This is a genomic window from Lysinibacillus xylanilyticus, assembly GCF_001708185.1.
Classification (GTDB): Bacteria; Bacillota; Bacilli; order Bacillales_A; family Planococcaceae; genus Lysinibacillus; species Lysinibacillus xylanilyticus_A.
The window spans coordinates 553,094-570,650 of record NZ_MDDN01000001.1; the positions used below are offsets into that span (position 1 = coordinate 553,094).

Sequence of the window (17,557 nt, forward strand, 5' to 3'; positions counted from 1 at the left end):
GTAAGTGTACCAAAAATGCTTGTTCTATGCTAAATATTTCATGAAATAATCATACATTTAAATTCAGTTATTGCCAATTTATTTAGGATTTATTTCTGTATTTTATTGAAACAGTGTTTTTTAACTTGATTTAATAGAGAAACTATTAAGATTCACGCCATATACGCTTGTTTTCAAAGCTTGTCATCTTCTCATTGTTTATAAACATAAAGAAAAAGCGGGATTAATCCCGCTTTTCGATTGACAATTAGCGACGTAAGCCTAAACGAGTGATTAGTTCACGGTAACGTTGTACGTCAGTTTCACGAAGATATTTTAATAAGTGACGGCGACGACCTACCATTTTAAGAAGACCACGCTCAGAGTGGAAATCTTTTTTGTGTGTACGTAAGTGAGCATTTAGAGCGTTAATTTCCTCTGTTAATACTGCAACTTGTACTTCTGGAGAACCAGTATCACTTTCGTGAGTACGGAACTCAGCAATAATTTCGTTTTTACGTTGTTTTGAAATAGCCATTTGTATGGACCTCCTAAATAATTGTTAATCCCCATTAGCACAGTACACGTTGGAGTTATCGATATACCGAGCTAAGGTTAAGCATATTATGCACTTATGAATGTTACCATAAATCAAAAGGTCAAGCAAGCATTAACGTAAGCCTATTCATATGCTAAAGCAGATTTAATAACTAACTGAATTTGGCACTACTTCATTTAGATTGTTGTTGAAACACGTTAAAATATTCAATTGCTTCCTGTTTATCTTTTTCGATTTGTGCTTTTAATGCTTCAATACCATCGAATTTTCGTTCACTTCTTATACGTTTATACCAAGCGACATGCACTTCTTCACCGTAGATATTTTTTTCGAAGTTTAATATATGGACTTCGATGGACAATTGCTTGTCGTTTGGATCTTTAAATGTTGGTTTATAGCCTACATTACATACACCATCATACCAGTTATTTTGTACACGTAAACGAACCGCATACACACCGCTTGCTGGAATATAAGTACCCTCTAATGCTTGAACATTTGCAGTTGGGAAACCTATTGTACGTCCTCGCTTATCACCATGGACAACGATACCCGTAATTTCAAATGGTCGTCCTAAAAGCAATCTTGCTTCTTCCATATCTCCCTCTTGCAAAAGCTTACGGATACGTGTAGAGCTAATTTTTTCGATGTTGTCGGTTTTCTTGTCAACAACCGTCACACCATAATCGCCATTACTCAATGTACGCATATCTTCCATTGTGCCTTTACCAAAAGCACCAAAAGAATAATCAAAGCCAGCTGTAACATGTTGGATGTTCAACTCACGAATAAATGTATCAATAAATGCAACAGGTGAGAGCTTTGCAAAATCAGATGTGAAATGTACAACAAATACTGTATCTACACCTTGTTCTTCAAAAAGCTGTAATTTCTGCTGTAGTAACGTAATATAAAAAACCTTTTCGTTACGTCCGCCTAACACTACAGAAGGATGTGGATCGAATGTCATAACAGCTGTTGGAATTTGACGCTTGTCTCCTTCTTCCTTCGCTGCTTTAATAACTGCCTGATGCCCTCTATGTACACCATCAAAAAAGCCAAGTGCCAATGAATAGGGCTGCATGCTTTCTCGTTGCTGTAGTTGATGTGGGTATTTTAAATGAATGACCTCCATACAAAAAATCCTCCTACTCTATCGTCGGAAACATCTTATCTGGCTTCATAAACCCTTCCTTTGTAGGATGGGCTTGATACACCGCAATTGCTTTCCCATTGATTCCAAAAACAATTTTATCATGTATCTTTAATAATGCATCTGCGGGAAGCACTTGTCCATTGAAAATTTCTTTTTCATTAGCAGAAGTGATCTCAATGTATGGATAATCTGTTAGTGCATACTCAACTGGTAAAATGCATGTATCGATTTGTTCAGCCTCCATCAGCTCAGCAACTTGCGCCAATGTAAAGCAATTTTCTTGCGTAAATGTACCTGAGGCTGTGCGTACGAGCTCTTTCATATGTGCAGGATAGCCAAGTGCTTCTCCGATTTGCACAGCTAGTGTACGAATATACGTCCCTTTACTACATGCTATTCGGACTGGAAATACAATGTCTTGACCTTCATATATTTCTACATCTTCTAGCAACTCTAATGCATAAATAGTAACCTGACGTGAGGGTCTTTCAACAATTTCACCTTTTCGAGCATATTCGTAAAGGCGTTTACCATTTACTTTGACCGCTGAAAACATTGGTGGCGTTTGAGTAATGACACCTGTTAACGAAGCTAAAACTTCTTGCAATTGAGTACGTGTGAACTTTTTAATCGTATGATCTTGCTCAACCGTTTCTCCTTCTGCATCCTCAGTTGTCGTTGTACGTCCAATTGAAATTACGGCTTCATAGGTTTTTCCTGCATCCGTTAAATATTCTGCAATACGTGTTGCTTGACCTATACAAATCGGAAGAACACCCTCTACACCTGGGTCAAGCGTGCCTGTATGTCCTACTTTTTTAGTACGTAAAATTTTTCGCAATTTAAAGACGCAATCATGACTCGTCATGCCACGTTCCTTCCACAGCGGTAAAATACCGTTCATAAATTTCCTCCTAAAATCAATTCGTTTTTCGTATATTTAATTTTTGCTTCATTTTATCTATAGCATTTCTATGAATGTAAAAAGTCTGCCTGCATAAACATGCATTTGGCAGACTTTTTATGTTAGGCTTATTCTTTGTGTAAATTACGTAGCAATGAATCAATACGGTTCCCATATTCAATCGATGAATCGAATTCAAAGATTAGTTCTGGTGTACGACGTAAACGGATTCGTGTACCGATTTCTGAGCGAATGAAACCAGAAGCCTTTACTAAAGCTTTTAGTGTTTCCTCTTTTTCACGTTCATTGCCTAGAGTTGTAATATAAATGGTCGCTTGCTGTAAATCACCTGTTACCTCAACACCAGTAACAGTAACGAAACCAACACGCGGATCTTTTATTTTACGTCCAATAATATCACCAAGCTCTTTTTTCATTTGCTCAGCGACACGGTTTGAGCGTAGAGACATAGTTTGTCACCTCAATTTCGATGTACAGATAGTTGTGTCCTTCACTTGCACAAATATTTACTCGCAAGGTAAGGGTTAATCACGTATAACACAACATCTTTTGTTACTTATAAATAGTCTCGCCACACATTTAGCTGTTCCCATGATGGATTTGACTGTAAGTAATGGAGCGCATGATTAATTTCCCGCTCTGCTGCTTCTTTTGATGAAGAAACAGCAACAAGCGCTAATTTCGTGCGTTGCCATACATTTTGATGGTCAATTTCCGCAATGGATACATTAAATTTTTGCTTCGTGCGGGTAATCATACGCTGTAGAACAGCACGTTTTTCCTTCAACGAATGGGCAGTTTGAATAATAAATTCAACCTCTGCATAAACAATCATTATACGCGTTTAACTTCTTCCATAATGTAGGCTTCAATAATGTCGCCTTCTTTAATATCGTTGAAGTTTGTAATTGTAATACCACATTCGTAACCTTTTGCAACTTCTTTAACTTCGTCTTTGAAACGTTTTAGTGTATCTAATTCACCTTCAAAAATTACTACATTTTCGCGGATTATACGTACGCCAGAATCACGAGTTACTTTACCTTCTGTTACGTATGAACCAGCAATAGTACCAACTTTTGATACTTTAATCGTTTGTCGAACTTCTGCTTGACCAATAATTTTTTCTACGAATTCTGGATCAAGCATACCTTTCATTGCTTGTTCAATTTCCTCGATTACTTTATAGATAATGCGGTGTAGACGAATATCCACGCCTTCTTCTTCTGCTGCACGTTTTGCATTGATATCTGGACGAACGTTGAAGCCAATAACAATTGCATTTGAAGCCGCTGCAAGAGAAATATCTGATTCTGTAATCGCCCCAGCACCAGTGTGAATAATTTTCACGTTTACGCCTTCAACATCAATTTTCATTAATGATGCAGCCATAGCTTCTACAGTACCTTGAACATCAGCTTTAACAATTAAGTTAAGCTCTTTCATTTCGCCTTGACTCATTTGTTCGAATAAGTTATCAAGCGTTACACGTTGCTTTTCTGAGCGTTGTGCTTGAATTGCTGACATTGCACGAGTTTCACCAACTTGGCGTGCTGTTTTTTCGTCTTCAAAGACAACGAAACGGTCACCAGCTTGTGGTACTTCATTTAAACCTGTGATTTCTACTGGTGTTGATGGTCCAGCTTCTTTCACACGACGACCTTTATCATTTACCATCGCACGTACTCGACCAAAAGTATGACCAACAACAATTGGATCCCCAACTTTTAATGTTCCATCTTGTACTAAAAGTGTTGCAACAGAGCCTCGACCTTTATCTAGCTGCGCTTCAATTACTGTACCAAGTGCTAAGCGATCAGGGTTTGCTTTTAATTCTCCAACTTCAGCGACAAGTAAAATCATTTCAAGTAATGTGTCAATGCCTTCACCTTTTAATGCTGAGATTGGTACGAAAATAGTCTCTCCGCCCCAAGCTTCCGGAACTAGACCATGCTCCGTTAACTCTTGCATTACACGGTCTGGATTAGCTGATGGTTTATCCATTTTATTGACTGCAACGATAATTGGTACTTCTGCTGCTTTTGCGTGGTTAATCGCTTCTACTGTTTGTGGCATAACGCCATCATCCGCAGCTACCACTAAAATTGTTAAGTCTGTTACTTTCGCACCACGTGCACGCATTGTTGTGAAAGCTGCGTGTCCTGGTGTATCAAGGAACGTAATTTTTTTGTCGCCTTCAGTTACTTGATAAGCACCGATATGCTGAGTAATACCTCCAGCTTCTCCAGCTGTAACTTTTGTATTGCGAATAGAGTCTAATAATGTAGTTTTACCATGGTCAACGTGCCCCATTATTGTCACTACAGGAGGACGTTCTGATAAATCCGCCTCGTTAACTTCTTCTGTTTGCTCGAAGTGTGTTTCTAAATCCGTAATATCTACACGAATTTCTTCTTCAACTTCTACACCATAGTCTGCGCAAATTAATTCAATTGCATCCTTATCTAATTCTTGGTTAATTGTTGCCATTACACCAAGCATAAATAATTTTTTAATAATTTCTGATGGTTCACGGTGCAGTTTTTTTGCTAATTCTGCTACTGATAGTGATTCAACAAAAGTAATTTTTTCTGGTAATTCCTTTTGTTTCACTGGTAAACTTGGTTGATGTGTTTTTGGATGGCGTCGTTTTCCGCCGTGAATTCCTGGTTTTGGACGTTGGTTGTAACCACCGCCACCTCTGCGATTATTATTATTATTGTTATTATTATTATTTTGTGTCATATTTCGATTTTGGTTACCTTTTATATTCTTAGATTTTTCGTTAGACGAATTTGAGTTTTGATGCGTTTGTTGCTGATTATTAACTTTAGGCTTAGAAGTAGCAGATTGCTGCCTTTGCCCTTCTTGCTTTTTCACCGATTGCTGTGGTTTTTGTTGGCCATTAGCTTGTGATTTTTGCGATACGTTTTGAGTAGGTTTCTTCACTTCTTTTGTAGCTTTAAATGATTGGTTTAACTTTGATACTATGTCTTTTTCTAACATTGACATATGATTTGTTACACTTACATTTAATTGATTTAGTGCGTCAATAACCTCTTTACTCGTTTTATTCACTTGTTTCGCATATTCATGAACTCTGATTTTGGTCATCTGCTCACCCCCGATTATTTTTCGTTGAGTAGACTAGACAATTTGCTTGCAAAACCTTTATCGGTAATAGCTAAAGCCACTCGGGCCTCCTTACCTGTAGCATGTCCTAGATCATAACGATCACCAATTACATGATACTCAACGTTATAGTACGTGCATTTATCTTGAATTTTTTTGCTAGAGTTTTTAGAAGCATCGTTTGCAAGCAGTACTAGCTTAGCATTCCCATTGCGGACTTCCTTTACTACTAACTCTTCTCCTGATATAACTTTACGTGCTCTTGCCGCTATCCCAAGCAAATTAAACACTGCTTGATTCATCATATAATAGACTCCCTACGAATTAGCAAAATAAGCTCATCGTAGATTTCTTCAGGGATTTTCACATCAAGTTGGTGCCCTAAAACATTTTTCTTTCGGGCAATTTCAATCGCCTTTTCCGATTTAGAAACATAGGCACCACGTCCGGGTTTTTTTCCGGAAACATCAACACTTACCTCGCCCTCTTTCGAACGAACGACACGAATCATTTCCTTCTTAGGTAGCATTTCTCCAGTAGCTACACATTTTCGAAGAGGTACTTTTTTATTAATAGCCATAAGAATCACCTTTCCTCTCTGAAGCTTGTCGTAAGAGGTGGACTAGCCATGCTCTACCTTGGTCAGAGTCCAGATTTACAATCAATAAATCCATGACAATTTTCGTTGTAGACTCTGCCATTATTCAGTCGGCGCAACCCAACGCCCACTGAATAATGGCAGCTAACTAGTCACACGGGCTTTCTTACTTATTCTTCGTCGTCTTGATATAAGTCAACTGCAACATCAGCAAAATCACTTTCTTCATCCTCAGCAGGTATGAAAGTGCTTGTAGCAGATGGATAAATACCTGCCTCACGAGCATCTGTTTCACTCTTAATATCAATTTTCCAGCCAGTTAGCTTTGCAGCTAAACGTGCATTTTGACCACGTTTACCAATTGCTAATGATAATTGATAGTCTGGTACGACAACCGTAGTAGATTTTTCTTCTTCATTTACTTGAACATCTAAAACCTTTGATGGGCTAAGTGCATTTGCTACAAAAACAACTGGATCTTCTGACCATTCAACGATATCGATTTTTTCGCCGTTTAATTCATTTACAATTGTTTGTACACGAGCGCCTTTTGCTCCTACACATGAACCTACTGGATCTACCTCTTCGTTATGTGCATGAACAGAAATTTTAGAACGATCTCCTGCTTCACGAGCAATTGATTTGATTTCTACAATACCTTCATAGATTTCAGGTACTTCCATCTCAAATAAGCGACGTAATAAACCAGGATGTGTACGTGAAACAATGACTTGTGGTCCTCGTGTTGTACGTTCAACCTTTGTAATATAGACCTTGATACGATCATGTGGACGATATGTTTCACCTTGAATTTGTTCGTTTTGTGGTAAGGCAGCCTCTACTTTTCCTAGACCTACGTAAATATTACGAGCATCTAGACGCTCAACTACACCAGTGACGATATCATCTTCACGATCCACATATTGCTCGTAAATTAGGCCACGTTCTGCCTCACGTACACGTTGAGTAACAACTTGTTTCGCTGTTTGTGCGGCAATACGACCAAAGTTTCGTGGAGTCACTTCCTGTTCAACCACATCTTCTAACTGGTATGCAGGATTGATAGCCTTTGCATCTTCAACAGAAATTTCTAAACGGTCATCCTCTACCTCTTCAACAACATCTTTACGTGAAAAGACACGGATAGAGCCCTTATCTAAGTTTAGGTCAACACGGACATTTTGTGCTTGATTGAAGTTGCGTTTGTAAGCTGTAACTAATGCCGCTTCAATCGCTTCAATTAACACATCTCTTGAAATTCCTTTTTGTTCTTCTAGCGCATTGAGCGCATCTAACAAATCACTACTCATTTTGTTTTCACTCCTAAATATGCATTATGCTTAAAAATCGATAGCTAGTCGTGCCAATGCGATTTTTTCTTGTTCAACTGTTACTGTAATTTTACGCGTTTTAATGCGTACTTCTATCATTAATGTATGTTCATCATATGACGTTAAGTAGCCTTGGAATTCCTTCATGTCCTTGATGGGCTCATAGGTTTTAACATAAATAAATTTGCCAATCGCTTTTTCAAAATCAGCATCTTTTTTTAATGGACGTTCTGCTCCAGGTGAAGAAACTTCTAAATAATAGTTTTGTGTAATTGGATCATTTTCATCCAATAGCAAACTTAGTCGTTCACTAACTTGAGCACATTGTTCAATGTCAATTCCACCCTCAGATGTATCCACATAAACACGTAAAAACCAGTTACGTCCTTCTTTTACGAACTCGACGTCCACTAACTCAAGATTCAACTCTTCAACAATCGGTTTGGCGAGCTCTTCAATTAAAGATGGTACTTTGCTCATTGTTTCCTCCTGTATCTATCAAATTCTGGCGTAATAAAACAGAAATTCCACCAGTAGCTTTGGTGAAATTTAACGGTCTTACCTGCTGTTAGTAAAAAATTTGTTTTGCTACGGTATAACAACAGAAAAGAGCGGGAAGGACCCACTCTTTTGCTGGAAAATTATCAACAAATTATTACCATAAGGATAGCATAGTTTACAGCACAATGCAAATTTCCTTTTTCTAGACATCTATTAGGCAAAGCAATAATTGTGTCTGGAATCTGAAATTTGTGCTTAATTTGTTCATAAATCAAATAAGTTATTCATTATTGATGGTGATGTCTTTAGACTAACCGCTTCAATATTGAAGGACATTAGAAAAGTGATAGCTGATTGGCATCAGGCATCCCTTCTAAACAGCCCAATTGATCCATGTATTCTATTAATGTCTTGGATACACGACCACGTTGCTGTAAATCTTCCTTCGATAAAAATTCTCCGTCCTCACGTGCTACCACAATTTGTTTAGCAACGTTCGTACCGAGTCCAGGAATCGCATCGAACGGTGGAATTAAAGAGTTCCCCTCAATAACAAATTCACTTGCCTGCGAACGATATAAGTCCACCTTTTGGAAGTTCATGCCGCGCTCACACATTTCAAGTGCTAGTTCCATTACAGTTAATAGGTTTTTTTCTTTTGTTGAGGCATCTAAGCCTTTCATATTGATTTCATCAATTTTTGCACGAATCATTTGAGGGCCTTGTACCATGGCAATTAAATCAAAATCATCTGCACGTACTGTGAAATACGCCGCATAGTAAAGTATCGGGAAATGCACTTTAAACCACGCGATACGAACTGCCATTAAAACGTAAGCAGCGGCGTGGGCTTTCGGGAACATATATTTAATCTTTTTACATGATTCGATATACCAACCAGGTACCTTATTCGCTAGCATCTCTGCTTCGAATTCTTCTGATAATCCTTTCCCTTTACGCACAGACTCCATAATTTTAAACGCCAGTGACGGTTCTAGCCCTTGGTAAATTAAATACACCATAATATCGTCACGACAGCCAATTACTTCTTTCAGTACACATGTACCATTTTGAATTAATTCTTGTGCATTACCAAGCCACACGTCTGTTCCGTGTGAAAGTCCTGAAATTTGCACAAGCTCCGAAAATGTTGATGGCTTTGTATCTTCAAGCATTTGGCGTACAAAACGAGTACCAAATTCAGGAATTCCAAGTGTCCCTGTCTTACAGCCTATTTGTTTTTCTGTTACGCCTAAAGATTCTGGGGAACTAAAGATTTTCATAACGACTGGATCATCTGTTGGAATGGTTTTTGGATCTATTCCTGATAAATCCTGCAACATCCGAATCACAGTTGGATCATCGTGCCCTAGAATATCAAGTTTTAAAATATTATCGTGAATAGAATGGAAATCAAAGTGTGTTGTACGCCATTCAGCATCTTGTGCATCCGCAGGGAACTGCACTGGTGAGAAATCGTAAATATCCATATAGTCTGGTACTACGATAATTCCCCCAGGATGCTGTCCTGTTGTACGTTTTACGCCTGTACAACCTTGCACTAACCGATCTACCTCAGCACCACGGAAATGTAGGTTGTTATCATTAGCATAGCCCTTAACGTAGCCATACGCTGTTTTCTCTGCAACTGTACCGATTGTCCCAGCACGATATACATAATCTTCACCGAATAAAACCTTCGTGTAGTTATGAGCTTGTGGTTGATATTCACCAGAAAAATATGACGATAGGTAAGCATTTGATATTATCTCTAGCTTTTCCCCCGTCCCACACCGTACGTGACCCTTTCGGCGTCATACGGCGTTCCATCGTTAACTTTGTTGAAATTTATAAACTAAGCTTTGGATTTCCTACTTCCGTTCTTAGTTCGTTTATTTTATTTATTGCTTTCTTTTCGAATCGAGCTAACTTCTTTACATAATCTTTATTAGCAAGCGGGTCTTTCGTATGAACAAGCATATGATAACTCCTATTGATAATAATCAAGTTATCATAGTCATCGGTTCCACCGTGAGCTGTCGGCTTAATATGATGACAAACGGCTTGATGCGGAGTAAGTCTTTTTCCTGTTATACCGCAACTTCCTTTTTGAGCCACATATTTGCTAAGGCGATTATTTTCATACAAAACACTTTTAGCTTTATATATTCCTTTACGAAACATCTCAATTTCACGAACAGACACATGTTTTAAATCTTTATGAATTGAGGACCTGTCTTTCTCATTGTAAATCGTAAATTCAGGCTTTCTCTGTCCTCGTATATCATGTCGAATTGCTTCAATAGGATATACCAGCAATCCATTACTTTTAAATCTTTGATAATTGTAATCCCCATAAAATTTATCAATGACGTTGTTTGTTTCCTTCGTTTTCACGAATATGTTTCTAAACATCAATGATTCGATGTTCGGATGAATTAGATGTCTTATATCATTAAAGTCTTGGGATATTCTTGTTGCAATCTTGTAATAGTTATGCAGTCCAAGAATATTTGCATTAAAGTTCATCACTTTTTCTGGAGTAGGACTTTTTCTAAGTTTAACTAACTGATGCCTTATAACCCCTCGCACTTTTTCTTTTGCTTTTGGGTCCATTTTCGAATTTACAATATAACCTGTTTTAGCATTCCCTTTTTGAACAGCCCTAAATCGTATCCCTAAAAAATCTGTACCATTTTTACGTAGATTTGTGATTTTACTTTTTTCTTCACTTACCTCAAGCCCTAGTCGTTCTTTTAGCCATTTTTCAACAGCTATTTTAATCTTTCGAGCGTTTTCATAAGAGTTTGTGAAGATTTTAAAATCATCTGCGTATCTGACAAGGTACATAGGCTTTAACCTTGTTTTCTTTAGAGCATCCGTTTTATTTCTTTTCAGTTTATATGGTACTTTCGTTGACTTTGTTTCCCACTGGTTCGATATCCACCAATCTAATTCGTTCAACACTACGTTAGCAAGTAGTGGGGATAAGATACCACCTTGTGGAGTACCCTTTGTCGGAATACCTTCACCTGTAATTTCAGCTTTTAGCATCTTTTTAATAATAGTTAAAACTTTTTTGTCCCTTATACCAATTGTCCATAATTGCCTCATTAGCTTTTTATGATTAACGTTATCAAAAAATCCTTTTATATCTACATCGACCACAAAATGCTGATGGCTATGATTAACCAGATGGTAACATCTTGCTAATGCATCATGTGTGCTTCTTTTGGGTCTGAATCCGTAGCTTTGAGGATGAAACCTGGCTTCTACAATCGGCTCCAACACTTGTAGGAGCATTTGCTGAATCAATCTATCTTCAATTGTTGGAATTCCAAGTGGTCTCATTTTTCCGTTTGGCTTTGGAATAAACAACCTTCGAACCGAATGTGGTGTTTAGTTTTCAAGTCTTTTTCTTATTATCCTTACTAGCTCATCGACATTCATTTTGTTTAAATGTTTAATTGTGTGTCCGTTTGTTCCTTTCGTTTTACTACCTGTATTACTTTTTAGGTTTCGAAAGGCAAGTAAGATATTTTCTTCAGAAATTATCAACTTATAAATATCTGTAAAGTATCGACCCTTTTCGCTTTCTTTAAAGAGATTATCAAATGTCTCTTGTAAGCCAAAATATTCGTTATTTCTTAGCTTTTGAATCATTAAGTCAGCCAACTAATCACTTCCTTTACGAAGTTTTCGTTCTCTATAGTCATACACGAATCTGACTTTTGTAGGTTTTGTTTCAACGTTAACGACTTGTGCCCTTCCCTCTGAAATGTTTTTCCCTCCGACTTATTGGTTATTCAGTCATCAACAGCATCTCTTCATCAGTACTACGGCACTACTGCCACTCCTTTAAAGTATGTTATAGCGATTTGCCTTTTCATACACCGTCGTCATTGAAGTGCAACCTTCTCTTACGTTAGGAGCTTCACACGTTCCACTATTTCTATCTGTACATAATTCCCGTAGGTTCCCTCTAAATTCCGCTAGGCTAGATTGTGCCTGTAACACAATATGGATTTTCATAACCTAACACTTACTCATCCACACCTAGAAGTCCTCACTGGACCCCGTAGCATTTCTACTACGTGACATTCACGAAAAGTCAGTCGAGGGTTCGTCTCGATTATTCTACCGCTTCTAACCATAGGAATTTTATAGACGCCAGACCTATCATTCACAAGAGATTTTTATCCCTCTTTCCACAGCCGAATTGTTTGGGTGAACTTCAGCCTACTTTAACGAGCTTCAAACGTTTTTGGTGTTTGCAATACCGTTCACGCTTGTCGTAGCTTCAGCGAGTGTGTTTCAAGGCGTTACTCTGTCATTCCACACTTCGAAATAGCAGTTCTACCAACTAAGGTGGTTAACCTTTTCAGTTAACAACGTGTCGCACTCAAATCGATATCAGGTACCTTATCACCTTTAAAGCCAAGGAACGTTTCGAATGGAATATCCTGACCATCCTTTTTATAAGGTGTACCGCATTCTGTACAATCTTTATTTGGTAAGTCAAAACCAGAGCTTACTGAACCATCATCAAAAAACTCGGAATGCTTACAATTTGGACAAACATAATGAGGTGGAAGTGGATTTACTTCAGTAATCTCCATAAAAGTTGCCACTAATGAAGATCCTACCGAACCACGAGAACCTACTAAGTAACCATCCGCTAATGACTTTTTCACAAGCTTCGCAGAAATTAAGTAAATTACACCGAAACCATGTCCTAAAATTGACTTTAATTCCTTTTCAATTCGGGCTTTCACGATTTCTGGTAGCTCTTCTCCATATATATGATGAGCCATTTCATACGTTAAATTTGTTACCTCATCATCAGAGCCTTCAATTTTCGGTGTATATAAATCATCTTTAATTGGCTTAACATCACCAATCATATCGGCGACTTTTTGTGAGTTTGTCACAACTACTTCTTTCGCAAGATCTGGTCCTAAAAAGTCAAATTCCTCAAGCATTTCATCAGTCGTTCTAAAATGAACCTCAGGCAGCTTCGATCTATTTAAAATGTTGGCACCACCTTGAGAGCCGATTAGTATTTGTCTGAACTTCCCGTCTATCGGATCTAAATAATGCACATTACCAGTTGCTACAACAGGTTTATCGATCTTCTTCCCTAGCTTCACTAACTTGCGAATAATATCTTCAAGTGTCCATTCATCACGTACGACATTGCGCTCAATTAACGGTGCGTACACTGCTTTAGGTTGAACTTCAATGTAATCATAAAATCTCGCAACTTGCTCTGCTTCCTCGGGGGATTTATTCATCATGGTTTCAAATAATTCACCGTTGCTACAACCTGATCCTACTAATAAACCTTCTCTATATTGCTCTAGAACTGCTCGTGTTACGCGAGGTACACGATAGAAAGTTTTTGTATGGGCGTGTGTGACTATTTTAAATAAATTTTTTAGTCCAGCATTATCTACTGCTAATATTGTGCAGTGCATTGGTCGTCCCTTTTTATAAGCATCTCCACCACCAATATGCTTATTAAAGTCATCATGGTATTTAATATCTAATTCATCTGCATCTTTTAACAGCTGTAAAAGCAAGTAACCTGTTGCTTCTGTATCATAAATAGCTCGGTGATGCTGGGTTAAATCAATATTGAATTTTTTACAAAGTGTATTTAAACGATGGTTTTTCATCGTTGGATAAAGCAATCTGGCAAGCTCCAACGTATCAATAACAGGATGAATTGTTCCCTCTAGCCCAAATTTTTTATAGCCTGTGTATAAAAAGCCAATATCAAACGATGCATTGTGGGCTACGACAATACAATCTCCAATAAATGCATGGAACTCCTTAATGACTTGCTCCACTTCAGGCGCATTTCGTACCATATCATCTGTAATGCCAGTCAATTCAATAGTCGTCGCTGACAATGGGTGATGTGGATTGGCAAAGCTTTCGTATTTGTCGATCACATTTCCATCTTTAATCTTAACTGCAGCAAGCTCAATAATCGTATCGTAAGCAGTAGATAGACCTGTCGTCTCTACGTCAAACACGACATAGGTAGCATCAGCTAATAATTGGTGCTCAGGAGCATAAGCAATCGGTACACCATCGTCTACTAAATTAGCTTCCAAGCCATAAATAACTTTTATTCCATGCTTTTTCCCTGCTGCATAAGCATCTGGGAAGGATTGCACAACAGCATGGTCGGTAATAGCCACGGCTGGGTGACCCCATTTTGCAGCCTGTGCAACAAGTCGATCAACTGGTGTCACAGCATCCATTTGACTCATTGGTGTATGCAAATGCAATTCTACTCGTTTCTCTCCCTCTGGTGCCTTGTCCTGTCGTGTTGCTTTTTTGATTTCATTGATATCATTTGCCATAACGATTAAATCACGAATGAATGTGTCAGTTTGTACGGAGCCTCGGACCTTTACCCACATACCCTTTTTCAAATGTTGCATAAGTTCCGCATCATCATTATCACGTGAGAACATTTTTACAACGATGGAATCCGTATAGTCGGTAATTTTAATTTGTAATAAAGAACGGCCGCTTTTTAGTTCTTTAACTTCTGTATCAAAAACAAATCCTTCAATAATAACACGGCGTTCTTCTTCAACAATGCGTTTAATTTCCATAGTTTCATCGTCTTTAATTAACATACCGAGCTGAAATGGACGGTCACCAAGGTTAGCAAGAGCTGGATTTTCTTTCTTCTCTTTCTCACGTTTTTGGTAATCTTGTATCGCTTGCTGGGATAAAGCTGCCTCCTCTAAACGCTTCTGTTCCACGAAAGCTTCCTGTGCTGCAATCATTTCTTCCGATTGATCTTGAAGAACAAAGTCTATCACAATGTGTGGAAAGCCGAATTGACTATAGCTTTCAGAAAGCTTTTCTGCATACTTTGTTTTCAACATCATAAATTCCATTTCTTGCATGCAGGATAATGTGATTTTTTGCCCATTCCACATTGGCATTTGCGATACGAGACAATTTTTTAAAGTTGGCGCCATCTCATCTATTTGCTCTACTACAGTTAACCAATATCCTTGGACAAGCTCCTCCGTAACATTTTTTTCTACCGTATCAAAAGTGGTGTGAATTTGAGCGATAGCTGAAAATTTTTCAGTCAAACGAGTACGAAAAAGTTGGTATAGCGGAAAAGGGAGTATATCTCGTAATTTAATGGTAAAATTCCACAGCCTGTTTTTTTTGTGTACCGTTAGCCGTGATAATTCACCTTCTTCAAAAAAGGACATATACACATCATCTGTTAACTCTAGTTGCTGCAAGAACATTTGAAACCTCATTCTTGCTTCTTGTTGCTGTTCCAATCTATTGACACCTACTTTCAGTAAGAGGCAGTATCAATGCCCCTTATTTTATTTCCTTACCAACAACTTACGATTAAAATTCGAAGAAAAAAATTCGCTACCTTTCCTCGGGTTATCTACAAGCTATAAAATCATGCTTGGCTCGCTGTCCCCGAGGAGTGGTGCGAATTTTCTTTAATACCATTTAATCCTTTTTGGGACAAGCCGTTCTAAAGGAGTTAATTTTTGCGGAAAAATTCATTTAAGCGATCAATGACCTCTTCTTTTTTCCATTCAAACGTTTCACCTGTTTGACGGAATTTCACTTCAACAATACCTTCAGTTGCTTTTTTACCTACTGTTACACGGACAGGTAATCCAATTAAATCAGCATCTGCAAATTTAACCCCTGCGCGTTCAGCACGGTCATCTAATAGCACGTCATAACGGTATGATTTCAATAAGCCATACAGCTCATCAGCTAAGGCTACTTGTGTTTCATCCTTTGTATTAACAGGTACAACATGAATATCATATGGCGATAATTGTGTTGGCCAAATAAAACCATTTTCATCTTGGAAATGCTCAGCTACAGCAGCTAAAATACGTGATACACCAATACCGTAGCAGCCCATAATGAATGGCTGTGTCTTCCCTTGTTCGTCTAAGAATGTACCATTCATTTTTGCAGAGTAAGTTGTTCCTAATTTAAAAATATGTCCAACCTCGATACCTTCTGCAAATTTGATAGTACCTTGCCCATCTGGAGATGGATCTCCCACTTGAATAAAACGAATATCTAAGTATTCATTTACTGCAAAATCACGCTCTGGATTAACGCTTACTAAGTGGAATCCATCCTCATTTGCACCAGCTACACCGTTACGGATTGATTTAATAGCATTGTCAGCTACTACTTTTATGTCTACTGGTAATTTAACAGGACCAATTGAACCAACTCCGCAACCTAATAAATTACGGATTGCCTCTTCACTTGCAAGTTCAACAGAATCAGCATTAAGCGCATTTTTCAGTTTAATATCATTAATTTCGTGATCTCCGCGAGCAAGTACCACAACTAATTCACCATCAACGTCAAACACTAATGATTTAATAACAGTTGAAGGCTCAACATTTAAGTAAGCCGATACTTCTTCGATTGTTTTTTGATCAGGTGTTGCCACTTTTTCTAGGTCTTTTAATGCTTCATCTGATGGTTGATAGTCTACAAGAACTTCTGCCATTTCGATGTTCGCAGCATAGTTAGACGTGTCAGAATAGGCAATTGTATCTTCTCCAATTTCTGAAAGCACCATAAATTCATGTGTACCTTTACCACCGATTGAGCCTGCATCTGCAATAACTGCACGGTAGTTTAAACCAAGACGAGAGAAAATATTTGAATAGGCACGATACATATCATCATATGTTTCATCTAAGCTTTCACGTGTTGCATGGAAAGAATATGCATCTTTCATAATAAACTCTCTGCCTCGTAGCAAACCAAAGCGAGGACGTTTTTCATCACGGAATTTAGTTTGAATTTGATAAAGTGTTAACGGTAACTTTTTATATGATTTAATTTCATCACGTACTAAAGTTGTAATCACTTCTTCATGTGTTGGTCCTAATGCAAAATCGCGATCATGACGGTCTTTCAAACGCATTAATTCTGGTCCGTATTTTTCCCAGCGACCTGATTCCTGCCAAAGTTCCGCAGATTGTAACGCAGGCATTAAAAGCTCAATTGAATTGATTGCTTCCATTTCTTCACGAATAATATTTTCTATTTTTGTCAACACACGTTTTGCAAGAGGTAAATACGAGTATACCCCACTTGTATTTTGACGAATAAACCCTGCACGTAGTAATTGCTTATGTGATTTTACTTCTGCATCAGCAGGTACTTCACGTAGCGTTGGGATTAATGTTTTACTTTGCTTCATTCAGTGTTCCACCTTTTTTTAATAAATATGTTTTTATACTCTAATTAGCATAAACAAATTTAGCTTTGAGCGCAATGTTTCAAAAAAATTGCGCTCAAAGCTATTTTTTCAATCAGTTTTCAC

Annotated in this window: 13 protein-coding genes and 3 pseudogenes; all 16 read right to left on the bottom strand. The window is 37.9% G+C overall.

All coding sequences use genetic code 11. The features are described from left to right. Positions 1 to 247 precede the first annotated feature (247 nt). Complete coding sequence (gene rpsO / locus BFJ97_RS02760; protein ID WP_068983113.1) at positions 248 to 517, bottom strand: 30S ribosomal protein S15; 270 nt, start codon at positions 515 to 517, stop codon at positions 248 to 250. A gap of 193 nt (positions 518 to 710) precedes the next feature. After that, on the bottom strand, positions 711 to 1,673 hold the full coding sequence (gene ribF / locus BFJ97_RS02765) for a riboflavin biosynthesis protein RibF (RefSeq protein WP_068983114.1): 963 nt from the start codon (positions 1,671 to 1,673) through the stop codon (positions 711 to 713). 13 nt (positions 1,674 to 1,686) lie between these two features. Further along, positions 1,687 to 2,598: a tRNA pseudouridine(55) synthase TruB gene (truB, locus tag BFJ97_RS02770; RefSeq protein ID WP_068983115.1), complete on the bottom strand. Its 912-nt coding sequence runs from the start codon at positions 2,596 to 2,598 to the stop codon at positions 1,687 to 1,689. 128 nt (positions 2,599 to 2,726) lie between these two features. Continuing rightward, positions 2,727 to 3,068 carry a 30S ribosome-binding factor RbfA gene (gene rbfA / locus BFJ97_RS02775; protein ID WP_068983116.1) on the bottom strand — a complete coding sequence of 114 codons (342 nt, stop codon included), beginning with the start codon at positions 3,066 to 3,068 and terminating at the stop codon, positions 2,727 to 2,729. 107 nt (positions 3,069 to 3,175) lie between these two features. Beyond that, the gene (locus tag BFJ97_RS02780) at positions 3,176 to 3,454 is read right to left on the bottom strand and encodes a DUF503 domain-containing protein (RefSeq protein WP_004225006.1); all 279 of its coding nucleotides are present in this window, start codon (positions 3,452 to 3,454) and stop codon (positions 3,176 to 3,178) included. Further along, positions 3,454 to 5,733: a translation initiation factor IF-2 gene (infB, locus tag BFJ97_RS02785; protein ID WP_068983117.1), complete on the bottom strand. Its 2,280-nt coding sequence runs from the start codon at positions 5,731 to 5,733 to the stop codon at positions 3,454 to 3,456. Before infB ends, BFJ97_RS02780 begins: the two co-directional genes overlap by 1 nt. Positions 5,734 to 5,747: 14 nt before the next feature. Continuing rightward, positions 5,748 to 6,056, bottom strand: a complete 309-nt coding sequence (locus tag BFJ97_RS02790) for a YlxQ family RNA-binding protein (protein ID WP_068983118.1) — start codon at positions 6,054 to 6,056, stop codon at positions 5,748 to 5,750. Continuing rightward, the gene (rnpM, locus tag BFJ97_RS02795; protein WP_068983119.1) at positions 6,053 to 6,331 is read right to left on the bottom strand and encodes an RNase P modulator RnpM; all 279 of its coding nucleotides are present in this window, start codon (positions 6,329 to 6,331) and stop codon (positions 6,053 to 6,055) included. The genes BFJ97_RS02790 and rnpM overlap by 4 nt, the downstream gene beginning before the upstream one ends. Before the next feature lie 188 nt (positions 6,332 to 6,519). Continuing rightward, positions 6,520 to 7,659: a transcription termination factor NusA gene (gene nusA / locus BFJ97_RS02800; protein WP_068983120.1), complete on the bottom strand. Its 1,140-nt coding sequence runs from the start codon at positions 7,657 to 7,659 to the stop codon at positions 6,520 to 6,522. 30 nt (positions 7,660 to 7,689) lie between these two features. Next, positions 7,690 to 8,160 (bottom strand): ribosome maturation factor RimP, encoded by a 471-nt coding sequence (gene rimP / locus BFJ97_RS02805; RefSeq protein ID WP_068983121.1) that lies wholly within the window; start codon positions 8,158 to 8,160, stop codon positions 7,690 to 7,692. Between the two features lie 356 nt (positions 8,161 to 8,516). Next, a pseudogene (locus tag BFJ97_RS02810) lies at positions 8,517 to 9,920 on the bottom strand (PolC-type DNA polymerase III); the annotation flags it as partial. Between the two features lie 109 nt (positions 9,921 to 10,029). After that, on the bottom strand, positions 10,030 to 10,596 hold the full coding sequence (locus BFJ97_RS25600; RefSeq protein ID WP_368072733.1) for an HNH endonuclease signature motif containing protein: 567 nt from the start codon (positions 10,594 to 10,596) through the stop codon (positions 10,030 to 10,032). Between the two features lie 3 nt (positions 10,597 to 10,599). Continuing rightward, positions 10,600 to 11,565: pseudogene (gene ltrA / locus BFJ97_RS25380) on the bottom strand (group II intron reverse transcriptase/maturase); the annotation flags it as partial. Positions 11,566 to 11,580: 15 nt separating this feature from the next. After that, positions 11,581 to 11,856 (bottom strand): hypothetical protein, encoded by a 276-nt coding sequence (locus BFJ97_RS25035; protein ID WP_254660105.1) that lies wholly within the window; start codon positions 11,854 to 11,856, stop codon positions 11,581 to 11,583. A gap of 725 nt (positions 11,857 to 12,581) precedes the next feature. After that, positions 12,582 to 15,509 (bottom strand): annotated as a pseudogene (locus BFJ97_RS02820) (PolC-type DNA polymerase III); the annotation flags it as partial. A 218-nt stretch (positions 15,510 to 15,727) separates the two neighbouring features. Then, positions 15,728 to 17,434 carry a proline--tRNA ligase gene (locus BFJ97_RS02825; protein ID WP_068983122.1) on the bottom strand — a complete coding sequence of 569 codons (1,707 nt, stop codon included), beginning with the start codon at positions 17,432 to 17,434 and terminating at the stop codon, positions 15,728 to 15,730. Positions 17,435 to 17,557 lie beyond the last annotated feature (123 nt).

Coding starts and splice junctions, on each gene's coding strand:
- rnpM (WP_068983119.1), bottom strand. CDS start 6,331: ATGGCTATTAATAAAAAAGTACCTCTTCGAAAATGTGTAGCTACTGGA.
- rimP (WP_068983121.1), bottom strand. CDS start 8,160: ATGAGCAAAGTACCATCTTTAATTGAAGAGCTCGCCAAACCGATTGTT.
- infB (WP_068983117.1), bottom strand. CDS start 5,733: ATGACCAAAATCAGAGTTCATGAATATGCGAAACAAGTGAATAAAACG.
- BFJ97_RS02825 (WP_068983122.1), bottom strand. CDS start 17,434: ATGAAGCAAAGTAAAACATTAATCCCAACGCTACGTGAAGTACCTGCT.
- truB (WP_068983115.1), bottom strand. CDS start 2,598: ATGAACGGTATTTTACCGCTGTGGAAGGAACGTGGCATGACGAGTCAT.
- BFJ97_RS02780 (WP_004225006.1), bottom strand. CDS start 3,454: ATGATTGTTTATGCAGAGGTTGAATTTATTATTCAAACTGCCCATTCG.
- BFJ97_RS02790 (WP_068983118.1), bottom strand. CDS start 6,056: ATGATGAATCAAGCAGTGTTTAATTTGCTTGGGATAGCGGCAAGAGCA.
- rpsO (WP_068983113.1), bottom strand. CDS start 517: ATGGCTATTTCAAAACAACGTAAAAACGAAATTATTGCTGAGTTCCGT.
- ribF (WP_068983114.1), bottom strand. CDS start 1,673: ATGGAGGTCATTCATTTAAAATACCCACATCAACTACAGCAACGAGAA.
- nusA (WP_068983120.1), bottom strand. CDS start 7,659: ATGAGTAGTGATTTGTTAGATGCGCTCAATGCGCTAGAAGAACAAAAA.
- rbfA (WP_068983116.1), bottom strand. CDS start 3,068: ATGTCTCTACGCTCAAACCGTGTCGCTGAGCAAATGAAAAAAGAGCTT.
- BFJ97_RS25600 (WP_368072733.1), bottom strand. CDS start 10,596: ATGTTTAGAAACATATTCGTGAAAACGAAGGAAACAAACAACGTCATT.